We start from the raw sequence: 15,166 nt of genomic DNA on the forward strand, positions 1-15,166 counted from the left end.
TTATAGAGTTACTGTTTTTGTAACATCTTTATGGTGAAAATGGTGATATGATAGCCACATGAAAGGGGATGTTGTTGATGGAAAAGCAGTTTGAGAAATTAAATGAGAACGTAAACGACATAAAGTCATTAATAAATACATTTAACAAAACTTTAGAGAATATTGAACAAAGACTTTCAAGATTAGAGAAAATGGATAGTATAGAACATCGCGTCGCTGTTAACCAAATCGACTTATCCGATATTAAAGAAGTGTTAGAACGGATCGAGGAATCGCAAAACCATGATATCCAGCATATCAATCGCCGCCTTGATTCCCACCTTATTAAAATTGCAAAAGTAGAAGAAGAAACTTTGATTTTAAAGTCAAAATAAAAAAAGACCAGGGACACCTGGTCTTTTCCTATCCAGAGGCGAATGCGCTTACAGCTTTTTGAAGAATGCTTTAGCGCCAAGATAAAGAATTGCTAAGGCAAAAATAAGAATAGCAAGTGCTCCGATAACATGGAATAATGATGCCAGACTAGCTAAAAATGGAATAACCGGCATTTTCACTAACGCGAAGCCAGCCAAAATACAGGCTAAAAAAAGAATAGCTGTTTGATTCATTTTTATCCCCTCCTTGTTAGCAGGATATGCAGGCAAGCAAATGTTGGAATGAGTCAATTGTCCTGATTTAAAGGACAAAAAAAACAAACCTTTTGCAGGTTTGTTTAAATTATATTAGTAAAGAACCTCCGAGTTGGATAAAGACACTTGCTTGAGGTTTGTTGGTTCACCGTCGTTTATACTTTTCATGACTTCTATATATTTTATATGATGGTCTTCCATTTCAATAATTTTAAAAGTGTACGTTTCATGTGCAATAATGTCGCCTTCTTTGGCATCGTAATTCTCGGTTAAAATCCAGCCGCCGATGGTATCAACATCTTCGTCATTAATTTCGACGCCCAATAAATCATTGACTTCGCTCACTAAAACCTTTGAATCAATAATATAATGATTTTCCTTGATTTTGCGAATTTCAGGAATCTCATCCATATCAAATTCATCACGAATTTCCCCGACAATTTCTTCAAGGATATCTTCTACCGTTACCAAACCTGAAGTTCCGCCGTATTCATCCATTAAAACAGCCATATGCATTCGCTCTTTTTGCATTTTTACAAGCAAATCATGAATAGGGATCGTTTCAATTACGCGGATGATAGGACGGATATACCCTTCGAGAGTTTGTGCCGAAAGCTGTTCGTTTCCAATAAAATCAGTCATGACTTCCTTGGCATTGACAATCCCAACGATATGGTCCTTATCCCCATCGATTACAGGATATCTGGTGAATTTTTCTTCCCGGATCGTTGATAAAAAGGCATCAAGCGAGTCGTCCTTAGACAATGAGACGATTTCGGTCCGCGGTACCATAATTTCTTTTGCGATTCGATTATCAAAATCAAATATTTTATTTACATACTTGAACTCCGATTGGTTAATTTCACCACTTTTATAGCTTTCCGATAAGATAATTCGAAGCTCTTCCTCCGTATGAGCGATTTCATTTTCGGAAACAGGTTTAAGCCCAAAGATTCTCGAAATAATTCGAGCGGATCCGTTCAATACCCAAATAAACGGGTACATTATTTTATAGAAGAGAATGAGCGGGCGAGCTACCTTAAGTGTTATCCATTCTGCTTTTTGAATAGCCAATGTTTTAGGCGCAAGTTCTCCGACTACTACGTGCAAAAAGGTAATTGTTCCAAATGCAATCGAAATGGATAATATTTTTACAGCATTGTCGGGAAGATTCAATGAAATGAAGAGAGGACCAAGCAAATGTTCAATCGTTGATTCCCCAATCCAACCTAACCCAAGAGCCGTGATGGTAATTCCAAGCTGACAGGCAGAAAGATATTCATCTAAATTTGAAATCACTCTTTTGGCTGAAACGGCCTTCGAACTTCCTTCTTCGATTAACTGATCGATTCTTGAACTTCTAATCTTCACAATAGCAAACTCTGAAGTTACAAAAAAAGCAGTTAATGCTATTAAAATGGCTATTAAAACCAAATTAAATATGTCCAAATAAGTTCCCTTAACTCGTTGTATAGACGAGTAAGGTAGTCACCTCCTGGTATTTTCAAAGATTAACTTGAAACCTTTAAAAGCGATTTCAATAATGCAGTTCTAAGCAGACTCAGGTTATTGGAAAGCTTCTCTTTTTGCTTCGCATCCAATTCTTCAAGAAAGGGGATGATGTCAAATAAATCATTGTGAAGCTTGAGCATTTGCTGGGTCAGCGTACACACATGTTTTTCCACTTCTGAAGCCTGAATGCTGCCTTCTTTCCGTATTTCTAGTTTTCTCTTAATCTCGTCTAATGGATAATGCAGACTTTTGCATTCTTCGATAAACTTTAAATCATGTAATGACTCGTCAGTATAGATGCGGTAATTGGACTCAGATCGATCTGCTTTGAGCAGTCCAATAGACGTATAGTAATCAATTGTTCTCTTGGAAACCATTGCTCTTTCCGCTAATTCGCCAATTCGATAAACAGCCCCATCATACCACCTCGACATATATATAAATTAACAATATTATAGAGAATTTAAACCGTACAGTCAAACGTTTCGGTTATTATAGGCATTGTTAACTATATTTTATGGAGAATTATAGGTAATATGAATATTAATGTCAAAATATTTAAAAAATAAAAAAACGTCCCCTTATTCAGGAGACGCTGGTGATTTTTTTACTTCTATATAGCCGATATGGTGGCCGTCGATTTCTTTGATTTGAAATGTGAAACCATCTCTTTCGAGTGTATCGTCTTTTTGGACATCAAATTTTTGGGTCAAAAACCATCCGCCGATGGTATCAACATCGTCGTCCTCAAGGGTCGTGCCTAAAATATCGTTGACCTCACTGATGAGGACTTTACCATCTAAAATAAAATGATTCTCCCCCTTTTTCTGAATAAGGGGTACTTCATCCAAATCAAATTCATCCCTGATTTCCCCGACGATTTCCTCTAAGATATCCTCGACCGTGACAACCCCGGCTGTACCGCCATATTCATCGGATAGAACCGCCATATGAGAGCGGTTTTTTTGCAGTTTTACTAAAAGCTCCTGAATCGGGATCGTTTCAATTACATGTATAACAGGCTTTATGTAAGTAGTAAGCGGTTCTTCGCCGCTGCATTTCTGCTGGATGCAGTCGGTCAGCACCTCCTTGATATTGACAACACCTAAAATGTTATCCTTATCCCCATCAATGACGGGATAACGGGTGTATCCTTCTTCCTGGACAGTTTCAATAATTTCATTAAGAGAGGCATCTTTGGAAAAGGTGATGACCTCTGTCCGTGGCACCATAATTTCCTTGGCGATGCGATCATCAAATTCAAAGATCCGATTCATGTAGCTATATTCCGACTGGTTAATTTCACCGCTCTTATAGCTCTGTGATAAAATTAGCCGTAATTCTTCTTCGGAAAGGACGATATCATTTTCCGAGGCAGGCCTAATTCCAAACAGGCCCGTAACAAAACGGGCGGAGTGGTTTAACGCCCATATGAACGGGTACATCAGCTTATAGAACAAAATCATCGGCTTGGCAACATGCAGGATAATTTCCTCCGATTTTTGTATTGCAAACGTTTTTGGCGATAATTCACCAATGACCACATGGACAAAGGTAATGACAATAAACGAAAAAATAACGGAAATTATGTGCCCTAGTGAAACCGGAATTTGCAGCCAATCCAAGATAGGTTTTAACAGCATTCGAATTGTTGGTTCGCCGAGCCACCCCAAGATTAAGGAGATAATCGTAATTCCGACCTGAGTGGCCGATAAATATCCATCCAAATTGGAAATGACTTTCTTGGCGGCTTCGGCTTTTTTATTGCCCTCGGCAACCAATTGGTCGATTCTGGTTGTCCGTACTCTGACGATCGCAAATTCTGATGCGACAAAAAATGCAGTAAACAGTATGAGCAGAGCTATTATTAAGATATTAATCCAAATCATTGGGTACCTTACGATGCGTAAGGTATGCCACCTCACTTACAAAATAATCTTATTCTTCTTACGGCTTCCCGTATTTGTATATAGTTTTATTATTTCAAAAAAATGCTTCTTGAGCAAATTAATGAAAAAATCAATAAAAAAGCCGCCATCTGGCAGCTGGTGAAAGAGGTTTAAAACGAGGAGGGATGCTGCCATTCGCGGGCTAGCATACTGTATACGATAATATCGTGGAAATAACCGTTCAAATGTTCTCCGTCCCTTAATATACCTTCTTTTCGCAATCTTAGTTTTTCGGGAATAGCGCGGCTTCTGGTGTTCTTTACGCCGCAGCGGATTTCAATCCGGTTTAAGCCTAAATCAAAAAATGCATAATTAAGCACGGCATGAACAGAGCGGATCATAATCCCATGACCTTCTGCATCCTTGGCTAAATAATAACCGATGCTGGCCATTTTATTGTACCAGTCAATTTGATGAATTCCGATTGACCCGACAAGCTTTCCTTTATAAAGGATGCCAAGGTTGCAGGCGCTCCCCTCTGCCAATTGATTCAGCCAATGGGGGATCACAGTTTCGAATTGATAGGGATTGGTCATGCTATCGACCCAAGGAAGCCATGTTCGCAAATGGTCACGGTTCTCCTCGACAAGCTGATAAAGCTGTAAGGCATGCTGACGTTGAAAGACAAGAAGTTCAATTTCATGATCAACCTTTAAAGTAAACATAGGGCGAAACTCCCGGAATTTTTTTACTATATACTATGCAAATTGGGTTTGGGCTGTGATGCTGTTTTTTGGGGAAAAAACAGGTCCGGATTTGCAACACGTTTGTAATATTTTCCTTGTCAAACCTTTTAAACAGTAGTATCATTCGTTAATGTAAACAAGTAAATAGTCCACAGGGGGAGCTGCGCATTAGCGGCTGAGAGTGAACGCTCGAGTTCTGACCCTATGAACCTGTTGGTTAACGCTAGCGTAGGGATGTGGTTTTGCAGATATTAGAAAGCAATGCAGACAATCCTTACCGTCTTGCATTGCTTTTTTATTTTTTATAAACAAGGGGGAAAATAGTGTGAATCAAAAAGGAAGCAGTACACGTTTTATCACAGAGGTTGCCGTCTTTTCGGCACTTGCATATTTATTAGACTTAGCTGCAAGTATTTTATCCTTGAAAATTTGGCCGCAAGGAGGATCGATCTCCATTGCGATGGTTCCGGTTTTTATTATGGCGTATCGCTGGGGAATTAAGGGCGGCTTATTAACTGGCTTCTTGTTGGGATTATTGCAATTCATTCTTGGTTTTGCGCAAATCTACACGATTATTCAGGGAATTATCGATTATTTTATTGCGTTTACGGTTCTCGGTTTTGCCGGAATTTTTGCCCGCCAGGTTAAGAACGCTCTTGAAGAGGGGAATAAAGGAAGCTGGATGGTTTATTCCGTGATAGGAACGTTCCTGGGAAGCCTGCTTCGGTATATCTGTCATGTTTATTCCGGAATTGCTTTCTTTGGCGAGTATGCTCCTAAAGGCCAGCCGGTAGCCGTTTATTCCTTGATTTATAATGGAACTTATATGCTGCCAAACTTTATCATCAGTGCCATAATCGTTGTTTTAGTCCTTGCGGCTATGCCTAAAAGAATGGTTGTTAAATATCAATAACATTTAATGAAGAAAAGCCAGGTGCTTTTCTTTTTTTCTTTTTTTGTCACAAATTTTTATATTTTTTTTAAAAATTTAGGTGTAAAATGACAATATAGAAAGATAATCATTCTCAATTACAACGGATTGGGTGATAATATATGTTTACATCTTTGAAAGCAGGGGAAAAGGGGAAAATTGTTGATATTTCCCATGTCGGGAACCTTGTGAAAAGACGTCTGCTTGATTTAGGAATTACCGAAGGATCGGAAATATGTGTGAAATGCGTTATGCCTTTTGGCGGCCCGATTATGATTGAGTCCTGCGGCCAATGCGTCGGTATCCGCCGCAAGGAAGCCGTCCAGATTGAAGTGGAGAGAATATAAATGGAAATTGCTCTAATTGGAAACCCGAATACTGGAAAAACTTCATTGTTTAATAACCTCACAGGTTCCTATGAGTATGTGGGCAACTGGAGCGGAGTAACGGTTGAAAAGAAAGTTGGCGTTTTCAAAAATAATATTGGCAGATTAATAGATTTGCCGGGTGTCTACACACTAAACCCGCTTTCAAGAGATGAGGGAGTCGTCACTTCCTTTTTTCTAAACGATTCCGTCGATCGGCTATTGAATATATTGGATGCATCTCAATTAGAACGGAATCTACATTTAACCATGCAGCTGCTAGAGTTTGAAAAGCCGCTTTTAATTGGTTTAAATATGATTGATGTCGCTAGTCAGCGCGGGATTATGATTGATGCCGAGAAACTTTCGGAAAAACTGGGTGTCCCGGTTGTACCCGTCGTCGCCAGAAGCGGTAAGGGCTGTGATCAATTAGTTGATAGTATTTCCACAAAATCGTTTACGCCGGTGAAAAAGAACCTTGTAAACTATGGTGTGGAAGTGGAAAAAGCAATTGCCGACCTATCTCAGGAACTGGCTGCGAAAACGGAGCATTCAAAACGCTTTTTGGCGATTCAGTATTTTGAAGGAAATGAATACGTAAAAAATTACGTAACGCGAATTGTGGATGGCGAAAAACTTGAAGCTATTTCAGCTAAATTGGAAGACTCCATCAAAAAATCGTATGACGTTAAAACATTACCAAACTTTATTTATATGAAAAGAAAAGCAGCGATTGAAAAAATTATTGCTGAAACAACGAGTAAACGTGATGGTGTCGTGCCACTATCTGAAAAAATTGACAGTATTGTCACCAATAAATATCTTGGTATGCCAATCTTCTTATTGCTTATGTACTTAATGTTTATGCTGACATTTGACTGGCTGGGGACGCCGATGTCGGGTGCACTTGATGGGTTATTGACTGGACCGGTCGCGGCTGGTATTGAAAAAGCCCTGGCGGCTGTTCATGCGTCTGCCTTTATTCATGCGCTGATTATTGAAGGATTAGTTGCCGGGGTTGGCGGTGTTCTTGTTTTTGTACCGCAGATTTTTATTTTGTTCTTTTTCATATCGTTATTAGAGGATTCCGGCTATATGGCCCGCGTTGCGTTGGTTATGGACAGAATTATGGAATCGGTTGGGTTGAACGGGAAAGCGTTTATCCCACTGATGATTGGGTTTGGCTGTAATGTTCCGGGCATCATGGCGGCAAGAACGATCGAAACACCGCGCGAACGGCTGTTAACAATCTTGCTGACTCCGTTAATGTCTTGCTCAGCACGTCTGCCTGTGTATGCCTTATTTGTCGGGGCATTTTTTGCAGCCCATAAAGCTTTTATTGTCTTAAGCTTATATGTATTAGGGATTGTAGTCGCGTTAATCTTAGCAAAAATCTTTTCATCGACCATGTTAAAATCGCAGACTTCCTTATTTGTCATTGAATTGCCGCCATATCGGCTGCCGCAGTTTCAATCCTTATGGAGAAGCACTTGGGATAAAGGCAAGGGATTTGTTAGGAAAGCAGGTACGTTTATATTTGCCGGTTCCGTTTTTATTTGGATTTTATCCTATGCAGGGCCGGGCGGCTTGAAGGTGGAAATGGATGACAGTTTCCTTGCGGCAATCGGCGGTGTCATTGCCCCGATTTTAGCCCCGATTGGCTTTGGCACATGGCAGGCGGCAGCATCCTTAATTACCGGCTTTCTTGCCAAAGAAGCAATCATTTCAACCATGAACATTATTTATTTTGTGCCGAATGATTCGAGTCTGCAGGGGCTGCTGGCCAATTACTATACACCGCTTGCTGCTTACAGCTTTATGGTGTTTATTTTATTGTACATTCCATGCTTGGCCACTACCGCAACCATTTATAAAGAAACAGGTTCAAAAAAATGGACAGCCTTCGCGATTCTGTATGCATTAATCATTGCCTATGTTTTATCGCTGATTATTTATCAGGGCGGCAAGCTGTTTGGTCTGGTATAAACAAAAGGAGTGAAATTCTATGATTGCTAGCATTGTTATTGGAGTTGCTATTTTTGGATATGCCGCTTGGGCACTTGTACGATTTATTAATCGCTCGAAACAAGGAAAATGTGCTGCATGCGAATTGAACAAATCTTGCTCCGGCGGATGCAGTGTACCGCCAGAAATCAGTAAGTAATGAATGAACTGCTATCTATATGGGATAGCAGTTTTTTTTTTGTGAATACCCTTATTACTTTTAAAATTAGGAAAACTTGTGTAAAATTACACTAGAAGTTATTGAAGGAAGGGCTTTGTATGACCAGAGATGAAATTATTCAGATTGTTTCAGAGAAATTGCGGCTAATCCGGACTGAAGCAGGCTACACTCAGGATAAAATGGCAGATATTATTGGTGTTTCTAAGAAAACCCTTGTACAGATTGAAAAAGGAAGAGTTCTTGCCAACTGGTCAACGGTAGTTTCTGTTTGTGCCTTATTTCGTGAAACAGAAACGGTCCAATTTTTATTTGGAAACGAGCCCCTTGAAGTACTTGAAACGGTAGCAAGAGAAGGCATTGATTACCGGAAAGCCAAAACACTTGGCGGCCGGGTCTGGTGGCGGGTCGTTGTTAAGAAGAACGGATTCGTCCTCCAGCAGAATATTCTAAGTAAGCATTTTCGGATCTTGGATGGGGGAAATTACCGTATTTTCAGCAGCTTTGACGAAAAGCTTTCTAAGCATCGGTTCAAGGAATTGTCTAAAGATGAAGACTAAATACATGAAGATGGGACGGCCGTGGGGGGCTGTCTTTTTTCTTTTTATGGGTTTGATGACGAATACATGAGCCCAATTCAACGAAAGAACGAAGAGTTGGGTAGCATAGAGAGGGTATATGCGCCCGAAATGTCGAAAGAACAAAGAGTTGGGTAGCATAGAGAGGGTATATGCGCCCGAACCATCTAAGGAATTCAGAGTTGGGGAGCATAGAAAGGGTATATGAGCCCGAACCATCGAAGGAATCAAGAGTTGGGAAGCATAGAGATGGTCTATGAGCCCGAAACGTCGAAAGAACGAAGAGTTGGGAAGCATAGAGATGGTCTATGAGCCCGAAACGTCGAAGGAACGAAGAGTTGGGAAGCATAGAGATGGTCTATGAGCCCGAAACGTCGAAGGAACGAAGAGTTGGGAAGCATAGAGATGGTCTATGAGCCCGAAACGTCGAAAGAACGAAGAGTTGGGAAGCATAGAGATGGTCTATGAGCCCGAACCATCGAAGGAATTCAGAGTTGGGTAGCATAGAAAGGGTATATGCGCCCGAACCATCGAAGGAATCAAGAGTTGGGAAGCATAGAGAGGTCTATGAGCCCGAACCATCCAAGGAATTCAGAGTTGGGGAGCATAGAAAGGGTATATGCGCCCGAACCATTGAAAGAACGAAGAGTTGGGGAGCATAGAAAGGGTATATGAGCCCGAACCATTGAAAGAACGAAGAGTTGGGGAGCATAGAAAGGGGATATGCGCCCGAACCATCGAAAGAACAAAAAATTGGGGAGCATAGAAAGAGCATATGAGCCCGGACCACCGAGTGAATCAAGAGTTGGGTAGCATAAAAAGGGTATATGCTACCGCAACAAGGTATAATTTTCAAAATCGGTATTATAAAAATGGTGTAAGCTACTAAAATCGTATTAAAAATCAAGATCTTGGTAGAAACCTGCCCCATCTATACATAATAAGTCCATTTTCCAGATGACATTACCTGATAGTTTTGTTTTAAAACCCTCGCTATTGTTTTTCTCGGTACCACACACCCACACCAATCATAGACCACACTTGTAGTAATCCGCATCTCCGGAAAAAGCAATACCAACTCCCTCACACACTGCAGCACCACAGACTCCATCCGTTCCTCACACCCACAAGTATTACAAACCATTTTCCTCTCCCCAACAGACACCGAAAATGAGTTACACTTCGAACAATAAGGACTCTTTCTCAGCCCATCATAACTATAAGTCGGCTTTGGAGAAATTGGATAATCACCTTGATCCAGAGAAATTAACAGGTCTGCCAGCCTCTCATGGCCGCCATTCAGGGTTGATGGGATATTTTCTAATTTTCTTATGAAGCGATTGATCTGTGTTGGGAGAATAACATGATTGTTTTGAGGAGCATTGTATAGGGTAAATGTGGGGCTAATATGAACCACGTAGGATTCAACCGGCAGATTAAATCTGTACTCTTCGAGAAGCTGCCGCAGCTTAGACTCGGCCTTCAACAATTGAAGGATAGGGTCGTCAATTTCGGTATCATTTTTACAAAAACGGTCGGGATCAGACTTATAAATATAGTCTCCTTCAAAATTTTTAACGTCAATCAGGTAAATCGTTCTTTGAAAAATAATCACCGTATCGATTTGAAAATGCTTTTCTTTCAATTTAAAGAGTAAGCCATTTAATACAATGCAGTTATTCTTCAATTCTTGGGTAATTGCATCAAACATCACTTCTCCTTGATAGCCTTTTTCAAGAGCGTAGTACTTTCTACTGTCTTTGTCAGAAAGGTTCATCCGCGGGTTTAAGGCCCGTAAAATAAGTAACTCCTTTGTTTCATGGCGTGATTTTTTTGGTGTAGGCATAGTCCATATCCTTTCAAATTTATAAATATCCATCCCCCATTTTACTCCAATTTATAGACAGGCAGTTTCGAAATGTATGAATACTTTGTTAACAGCAGCCGATAAGACAATTCCGAAAAATGGGAATTGACAATTAAAAAATATGGTGTTAATCTTACAAAGTAAGAAAAAAAAGGAAATGGAGGGCTGCAAAATGATTATTTTAAACCACTTAACTAAACAATCAACTGAATATGTTAACGCAGCCAACCCTAAAGGGATTTCCTTGTAATCTACACTTCACTTATGTATTTTCAAACACAGGCTGCGTTACTTTGTGATGCGCGGCGTGTGTTTTTTATTTTTAAATAAGAGGCATACTGCACAGTTGCGGCAGTATGTCTCTTTTTTTATAAAAAAAGGAGGAATTAGCATGCTGAAAAGACTCAATGTAAGGCTCGCACACAAAATAGGAGATCTAGAAAGCGGATAGATTAAACCGAAATAGGGGGAATAACAGCATGTTTTCCGTATTAAAGAAATTAAGCTGGTTTTTTAAAGAAAATTGGAAGCGCTACCTAGTAGCGGTCACTTTACTTATATTCGTGGGGTTATTAGATGTCATACCGCCCAAATTAATCGGTTTGGCGATTGACGATATTCATTCTGGGGCGATGACAAATCAGAAAATCTTCATGTATCTTGTCTATCTCACCATCATTATGGTTTCATCCTACGCCATCACTTATATATGGCAATATCAATTGTTCGGCGGTGCTTTTTTAATCGAAAGAAAGCTGCGCTCAAGATTCATGGGACATCTTTTAAAAATGACGCCGGCCTTTTTTGAAAAGAATCGTACCGGGGATTTAATGGCTCGGGCCACAAACGATTTAAAAGCCATTTCCATTACAGCCGGATTCGGGATTTTAACGCTTGTCGATTCGAGTGTCTGGATGCTGACGATTCTGTTTACGATGGGCATTTTCATCAGCTGGAAGCTGACCTTAGCGGCGATTTTGCCCCTTCCGATCATGGCTATCCTGATGCAAATGTACGGCAAAAAAATCCACACTCGCTTTACAGAAGCACAGGATGCCTTCGGCGAATTAAATGACCGCGTTCTCGAATCAGTTGCCGGAGTAAGAGTTATCCGTGCCTATGTCCAGGAAAATGCGGACCGCGAGCGGTTTCACGAATTGACCGAAGATGTTTATCAAAAAAATATAAACGTCGCCAGAATCGATTCGTTATTTGATCCGACCATAAAAATACTGGTCGGCCTCAGCTATTTAATTGGGATTGGTTACGGTGCTACGCTCGTTTTTCATCAGGCTATCACCTTGGGAGACCTCGTTTCCTTTAATGTGTACCTGGGGATGATGATTTGGCCGATGTTTGCGGTCGGCGAACTGATCAACGTGATGCAGCGGGGGAATGCCTCGCTCGACCGGGTCCATGAAACAATCAGCTATCAGGAAGAGGTTCAAAACCCATCCCAGCCAATAAAGATAGCAAGCCCCAACCCAATCCTTTTCGAAAAAGTAACGTTTCGTTACCCATCTTCGAAAACGGATAATCTGCAAAATGTCACCGTCAAGCTACTTCAAGGTCAGACCCTTGGGGTTGTCGGTAAGACGGGGAGCGGAAAAACCACTTTTATCAAGCAATTGTTGAGGCAATATCCACTTGGAACAGGCGGACTTTCAATCGGCGGGGCCTCCATTGGGGAGCAAACACTAGAACAAGTGCGCCAATGGATTGGCTACGTTCCGCAGGATCATGTTCTTTTTTCGAGAAGCGTAAAGGAAAATATTTTGTTCGGCTGTAAGGTTGCATCTGAGGACGACCTGCAGACGGCTATTGATCTCGCGGCTTTTCGCAAGGATTTGCAAATGTTACCTGAAGGTCTCGAGACATTAGTTGGGGAAAAGGGAGTGGCGTTATCAGGAGGGCAAAAGCAGCGGATTTCGATTGCCCGTGCACTCATTAAAAATCCTGAAATACTAATTCTCGACGATTCCTTATCTGCGGTAGATGCGAAAACAGAGAAGAAAATCATCGACAATATCCGTAAAGTAAGAAACGGGAAAACAACGATTATCACTACGCACAGAATGTCTGCAGTCCAGCATGCCGACCATATCATTGTCCTTGATGAAGGGGCCATTATTGAGGAAGGAACTCATGAACAGCTGCTGGAGCGGGACGGCTGGTATAAAGAGCAATTCTTGCGCCAGCTGGTGGAAGCTAAAATCGAAGAGGAGGTGTCAGCATGAAGGTTGGCAGACGCTTAATTAATTACGCTTTAATTTATAAAAAAATTATTATCGCGGCCCTGTTCATGCTGACCATCTCGGTCGTTACGGATTTGGCCGGACCATTTATCGCGAAGAACATCATCGATCAGCATATTTTAGGGATTGAGTCGGTTTGGTATGAAACAGGAGCAAAAGGTGATAAAGCCGTTAGCTATAACGGAACGTTTTATAAACGGGAAAAGTATTTTACAAGCGGCGAGGAAAAGGGAGAAAAAGTCCGGATCCTCCAGGTAGGAACAAAGTTTGTGTTTATCGAAAATGACCTTGAATTTGATGGGAAGAGAAGTCTCGAAGGCAGCAAACTAATGATAACAAAAGGCAAAGACCAAGCAGAATATCCAGCAAAAATTATCAAGGGGCCCGAGTTAGTAGCGTTTTATCAGCCAGAAATACCGGGGATTTTAAAACTGCTGGCAGTTTATTTTGGACTCTTGGTGGTATCTGCAGTATTTCAATATGGTGAGCACTTCCTTTTGAAAAAATCAGCCAACCGGATTATTCAAAAAATGCGTGAGGATGTGTTTCATCATATTCAAAGACTTCCAGTCCGCTATTTTGACAACCTTCCGGCAGGCAAGGTCGTTGCCAGAATCACAAATGACACCGAGGCGATTCGCGAGCTTTATGTAACTGTCTTGGCAGCCTTTTTTACAAGCGCTATTTATATTACTGGCATTTACTCAGCACTGTTTATGTTAAATGCAAAACTGGCAGCAATTTGTTTGCTGCTCTTGCCCATTTTGTATATTTGGATTTTGATTTACCGGAAGTATGCTTCCAAATATAATCGGGTAATTCGTTCGCGGAACAGTGAAATCAATGCGATGGTTAATGAGTCGATTCAGGGGATGAACATAATCCAGGCCTTCAACAGGGAAAAGGAAACGATGAAGGATTTTGATAATCTGAATCATGGCCATTTTACCTACCAAAATAAACTGTTAAACCTTAATGCCTTAACTGGCCACAATCTGGTTGGGATCCTAAGAAATCTCGTGTTTGTGGCATTTATTTGGTATTTTGGCGGTCAGGCGCTTTCACCTTCAGCTGTCATTTCTTTAGGAATGCTGTACGCTTTTGTGGATTACATCAATCGGCTGTTTCAGCCCGTCCAAGGCATTGTCAACCAATTGGCCAATCTGGAGACAGCGCTTGTCGCTGGGGAGAGGGTATTTACGCTGATGGATGAGCCGGGGGAAAATGTCAGTCAGGAACGAATTTCACGGATAAAAGGCAATGTCACATTCGAAGATGTTTCTTTTGGTTACAAAGACGGTGAATATGTTTTAAAGAATATTCAATTTGAGGCAAAGCCTGGGGAAACGGTGGCCCTCGTTGGCCATACCGGTTCAGGGAAAAGCTCCATCATGAATCTGCTTTTCCGATATTACGACTGCCAGAGAGGACAAATCTTGATTGACGGAAAAGATATCGAATGCCTCCCGCGGCAAACGATCCGTCAGCATATGGGGATTGTTCTGCAGGACCCGTATTTATTTACAGGAACAATCTCCTCCAATGTGAGTCTAAATGATCCGTCCATTACAAGCGAAAAAGTCGAAAAAGCATTACGAGATGTTGGTGCGGAGAAAGTATTTAAAAACCTTGAAAACGGTTATGATGAACCGGTTATTGAAAAAGGCAGCACATTATCAAGCGGGCAGCGCCAGTTAATTTCCTTTGCCCGCGCCCTTGCTTTTAATCCGGCTATTCTCATTTTGGATGAAGCCACCTCCAGCATTGATACGGAAACGGAAGCGCTAATTCAAGAGGCGATGGATGTCTTGAAAAAAGGGAGAACAACCTTTATCATCGCCCACCGCCTGTCGACAATTCGAAATGCGGATCAAATTCTCGTCCTAGATCGCGGCACCATCGTTGAACGCGGGACCCATGATGAATTAATGGCGCTAAAGGGAAAATATTATCAAATGTATGAGCTTCAGCTTGGAAGCAAAGACATGGCAGGTTAAATGAAAAAGTTCATAAAAAATTCATTTCTTTACTTTAAAAGTGTAATTTTAATCACTTGTCTTCCTTTCACCCCATGATATTGTAGTTTTAATTCAAATTAAAAATGGGGTGGCAAATCAATGTCAGATTACACAGTTGTTCTAACCATTGGCAGTTTTTTAGTTTTAACGTATTTCATTGGCTATACACTTATTTCAAGACATTAAGGCTGCGG

The 15,166-nt window shown here is 40.9% G+C and carries 14 protein-coding genes and 1 riboswitch; of the genes, 8 read left to right on the forward strand and 6 right to left on the reverse strand.

Translation table 11 applies throughout. The features are described from left to right. Positions 1 to 77 precede the first annotated feature (77 nt). Positions 78 to 374 carry a hypothetical protein gene (locus tag V5M37_RS07345; protein WP_423801427.1) on the forward strand — a complete coding sequence of 99 codons (297 nt, stop codon included), beginning with the start codon at positions 78 to 80 and terminating at the stop codon, positions 372 to 374. A 48-nt stretch (positions 375 to 422) separates the two neighbouring features. On the opposite strand, the gene V5M37_RS07350 is transcribed toward V5M37_RS07345, so the two are convergent. From V5M37_RS07350 to V5M37_RS07370, 5 genes are all read right to left on the reverse strand, one after another. Next, on the reverse strand, positions 423 to 608 hold the full coding sequence (locus tag V5M37_RS07350) for a hypothetical protein (RefSeq protein WP_423801428.1): 186 nt from the start codon (positions 606 to 608) through the stop codon (positions 423 to 425). 114 nt (positions 609 to 722) lie between these two features. Next, the gene (locus V5M37_RS07355) at positions 723 to 2,078 is read right to left on the reverse strand and encodes a hemolysin family protein (protein ID WP_213116724.1); all 1,356 of its coding nucleotides are present in this window, start codon (positions 2,076 to 2,078) and stop codon (positions 723 to 725) included. 62 nt (positions 2,079 to 2,140) lie between these two features. After that, positions 2,141 to 2,575 (reverse strand): MerR family transcriptional regulator, encoded by a 435-nt coding sequence (locus V5M37_RS07360; RefSeq protein WP_423801429.1) that lies wholly within the window; start codon positions 2,573 to 2,575, stop codon positions 2,141 to 2,143. Positions 2,576 to 2,722: 147 nt separating this feature from the next. After that, complete coding sequence (locus V5M37_RS07365; RefSeq protein ID WP_423801430.1) at positions 2,723 to 4,030, reverse strand: hemolysin family protein; 1,308 nt, start codon at positions 4,028 to 4,030, stop codon at positions 2,723 to 2,725. Positions 4,031 to 4,200: 170 nt separating this feature from the next. Next, positions 4,201 to 4,755: a GNAT family N-acetyltransferase gene (locus V5M37_RS07370; RefSeq protein WP_423801431.1), complete on the reverse strand. Its 555-nt coding sequence runs from the start codon at positions 4,753 to 4,755 to the stop codon at positions 4,201 to 4,203. Between the two features lie 165 nt (positions 4,756 to 4,920). After that, positions 4,921 to 5,028, forward strand: a riboswitch (TPP riboswitch). A 73-nt stretch (positions 5,029 to 5,101) separates the two neighbouring features. Here V5M37_RS07370 and thiT point away from each other — a divergent pair. The 5 genes from thiT (at position 5,102) to V5M37_RS07395 (ending at position 8,814) form a co-directional block, all read left to right on the forward strand. Continuing rightward, positions 5,102 to 5,689, forward strand: a complete 588-nt coding sequence (gene thiT, locus V5M37_RS07375; protein ID WP_213141098.1) for an energy-coupled thiamine transporter ThiT — start codon at positions 5,102 to 5,104, stop codon at positions 5,687 to 5,689. Between the two features lie 140 nt (positions 5,690 to 5,829). Then, positions 5,830 to 6,054 carry a FeoA family protein gene (locus tag V5M37_RS07380; protein ID WP_213116719.1) on the forward strand — a complete coding sequence of 75 codons (225 nt, stop codon included), beginning with the start codon at positions 5,830 to 5,832 and terminating at the stop codon, positions 6,052 to 6,054. Continuing rightward, the gene (gene feoB / locus V5M37_RS07385; RefSeq protein WP_423801432.1) at positions 6,055 to 8,058 is read left to right on the forward strand and encodes a ferrous iron transport protein B; all 2,004 of its coding nucleotides are present in this window, start codon (positions 6,055 to 6,057) and stop codon (positions 8,056 to 8,058) included. Positions 8,059 to 8,077: 19 nt separating this feature from the next. After that, complete coding sequence (locus V5M37_RS07390) at positions 8,078 to 8,236, forward strand: FeoB-associated Cys-rich membrane protein (RefSeq protein WP_213141096.1); 159 nt, start codon at positions 8,078 to 8,080, stop codon at positions 8,234 to 8,236. A 119-nt stretch (positions 8,237 to 8,355) separates the two neighbouring features. Beyond that, positions 8,356 to 8,814, forward strand: coding sequence for a helix-turn-helix transcriptional regulator (locus tag V5M37_RS07395; RefSeq protein WP_423801433.1), 459 nt, complete (start codon positions 8,356 to 8,358; stop codon positions 8,812 to 8,814). 949 nt (positions 8,815 to 9,763) lie between these two features. On the opposite strand, the gene V5M37_RS07400 is transcribed toward V5M37_RS07395, so the two are convergent. Further along, the gene (locus V5M37_RS07400; protein WP_423801434.1) at positions 9,764 to 10,711 is read right to left on the reverse strand and encodes a nuclease-related domain-containing protein; all 948 of its coding nucleotides are present in this window, start codon (positions 10,709 to 10,711) and stop codon (positions 9,764 to 9,766) included. Between the two features lie 467 nt (positions 10,712 to 11,178). On the opposite strand from V5M37_RS07400, the gene V5M37_RS07405 reads away from it, so the two are divergent. Then, positions 11,179 to 12,936: an ABC transporter ATP-binding protein gene (locus V5M37_RS07405; RefSeq protein WP_423801435.1), complete on the forward strand. Its 1,758-nt coding sequence runs from the start codon at positions 11,179 to 11,181 to the stop codon at positions 12,934 to 12,936. Beyond that, a complete protein-coding gene (locus V5M37_RS07410) occupies positions 12,933 to 14,951 on the forward strand; it encodes an ABC transporter ATP-binding protein (RefSeq protein ID WP_423801436.1) in 2,019 nt (672 codons plus the stop codon). Before V5M37_RS07405 ends, V5M37_RS07410 begins: the two co-directional genes overlap by 4 nt. The last annotated feature ends 215 nt before the right edge of the window (positions 14,952 to 15,166 follow it).

It is taken from the genome of Neobacillus sp. SAB-20_R2A (assembly GCF_049568635.1).
In the GTDB taxonomy this organism is placed as follows: Bacteria; Bacillota; Bacilli; order Bacillales; family Cytobacillaceae; genus Neobacillus; species Neobacillus citreus.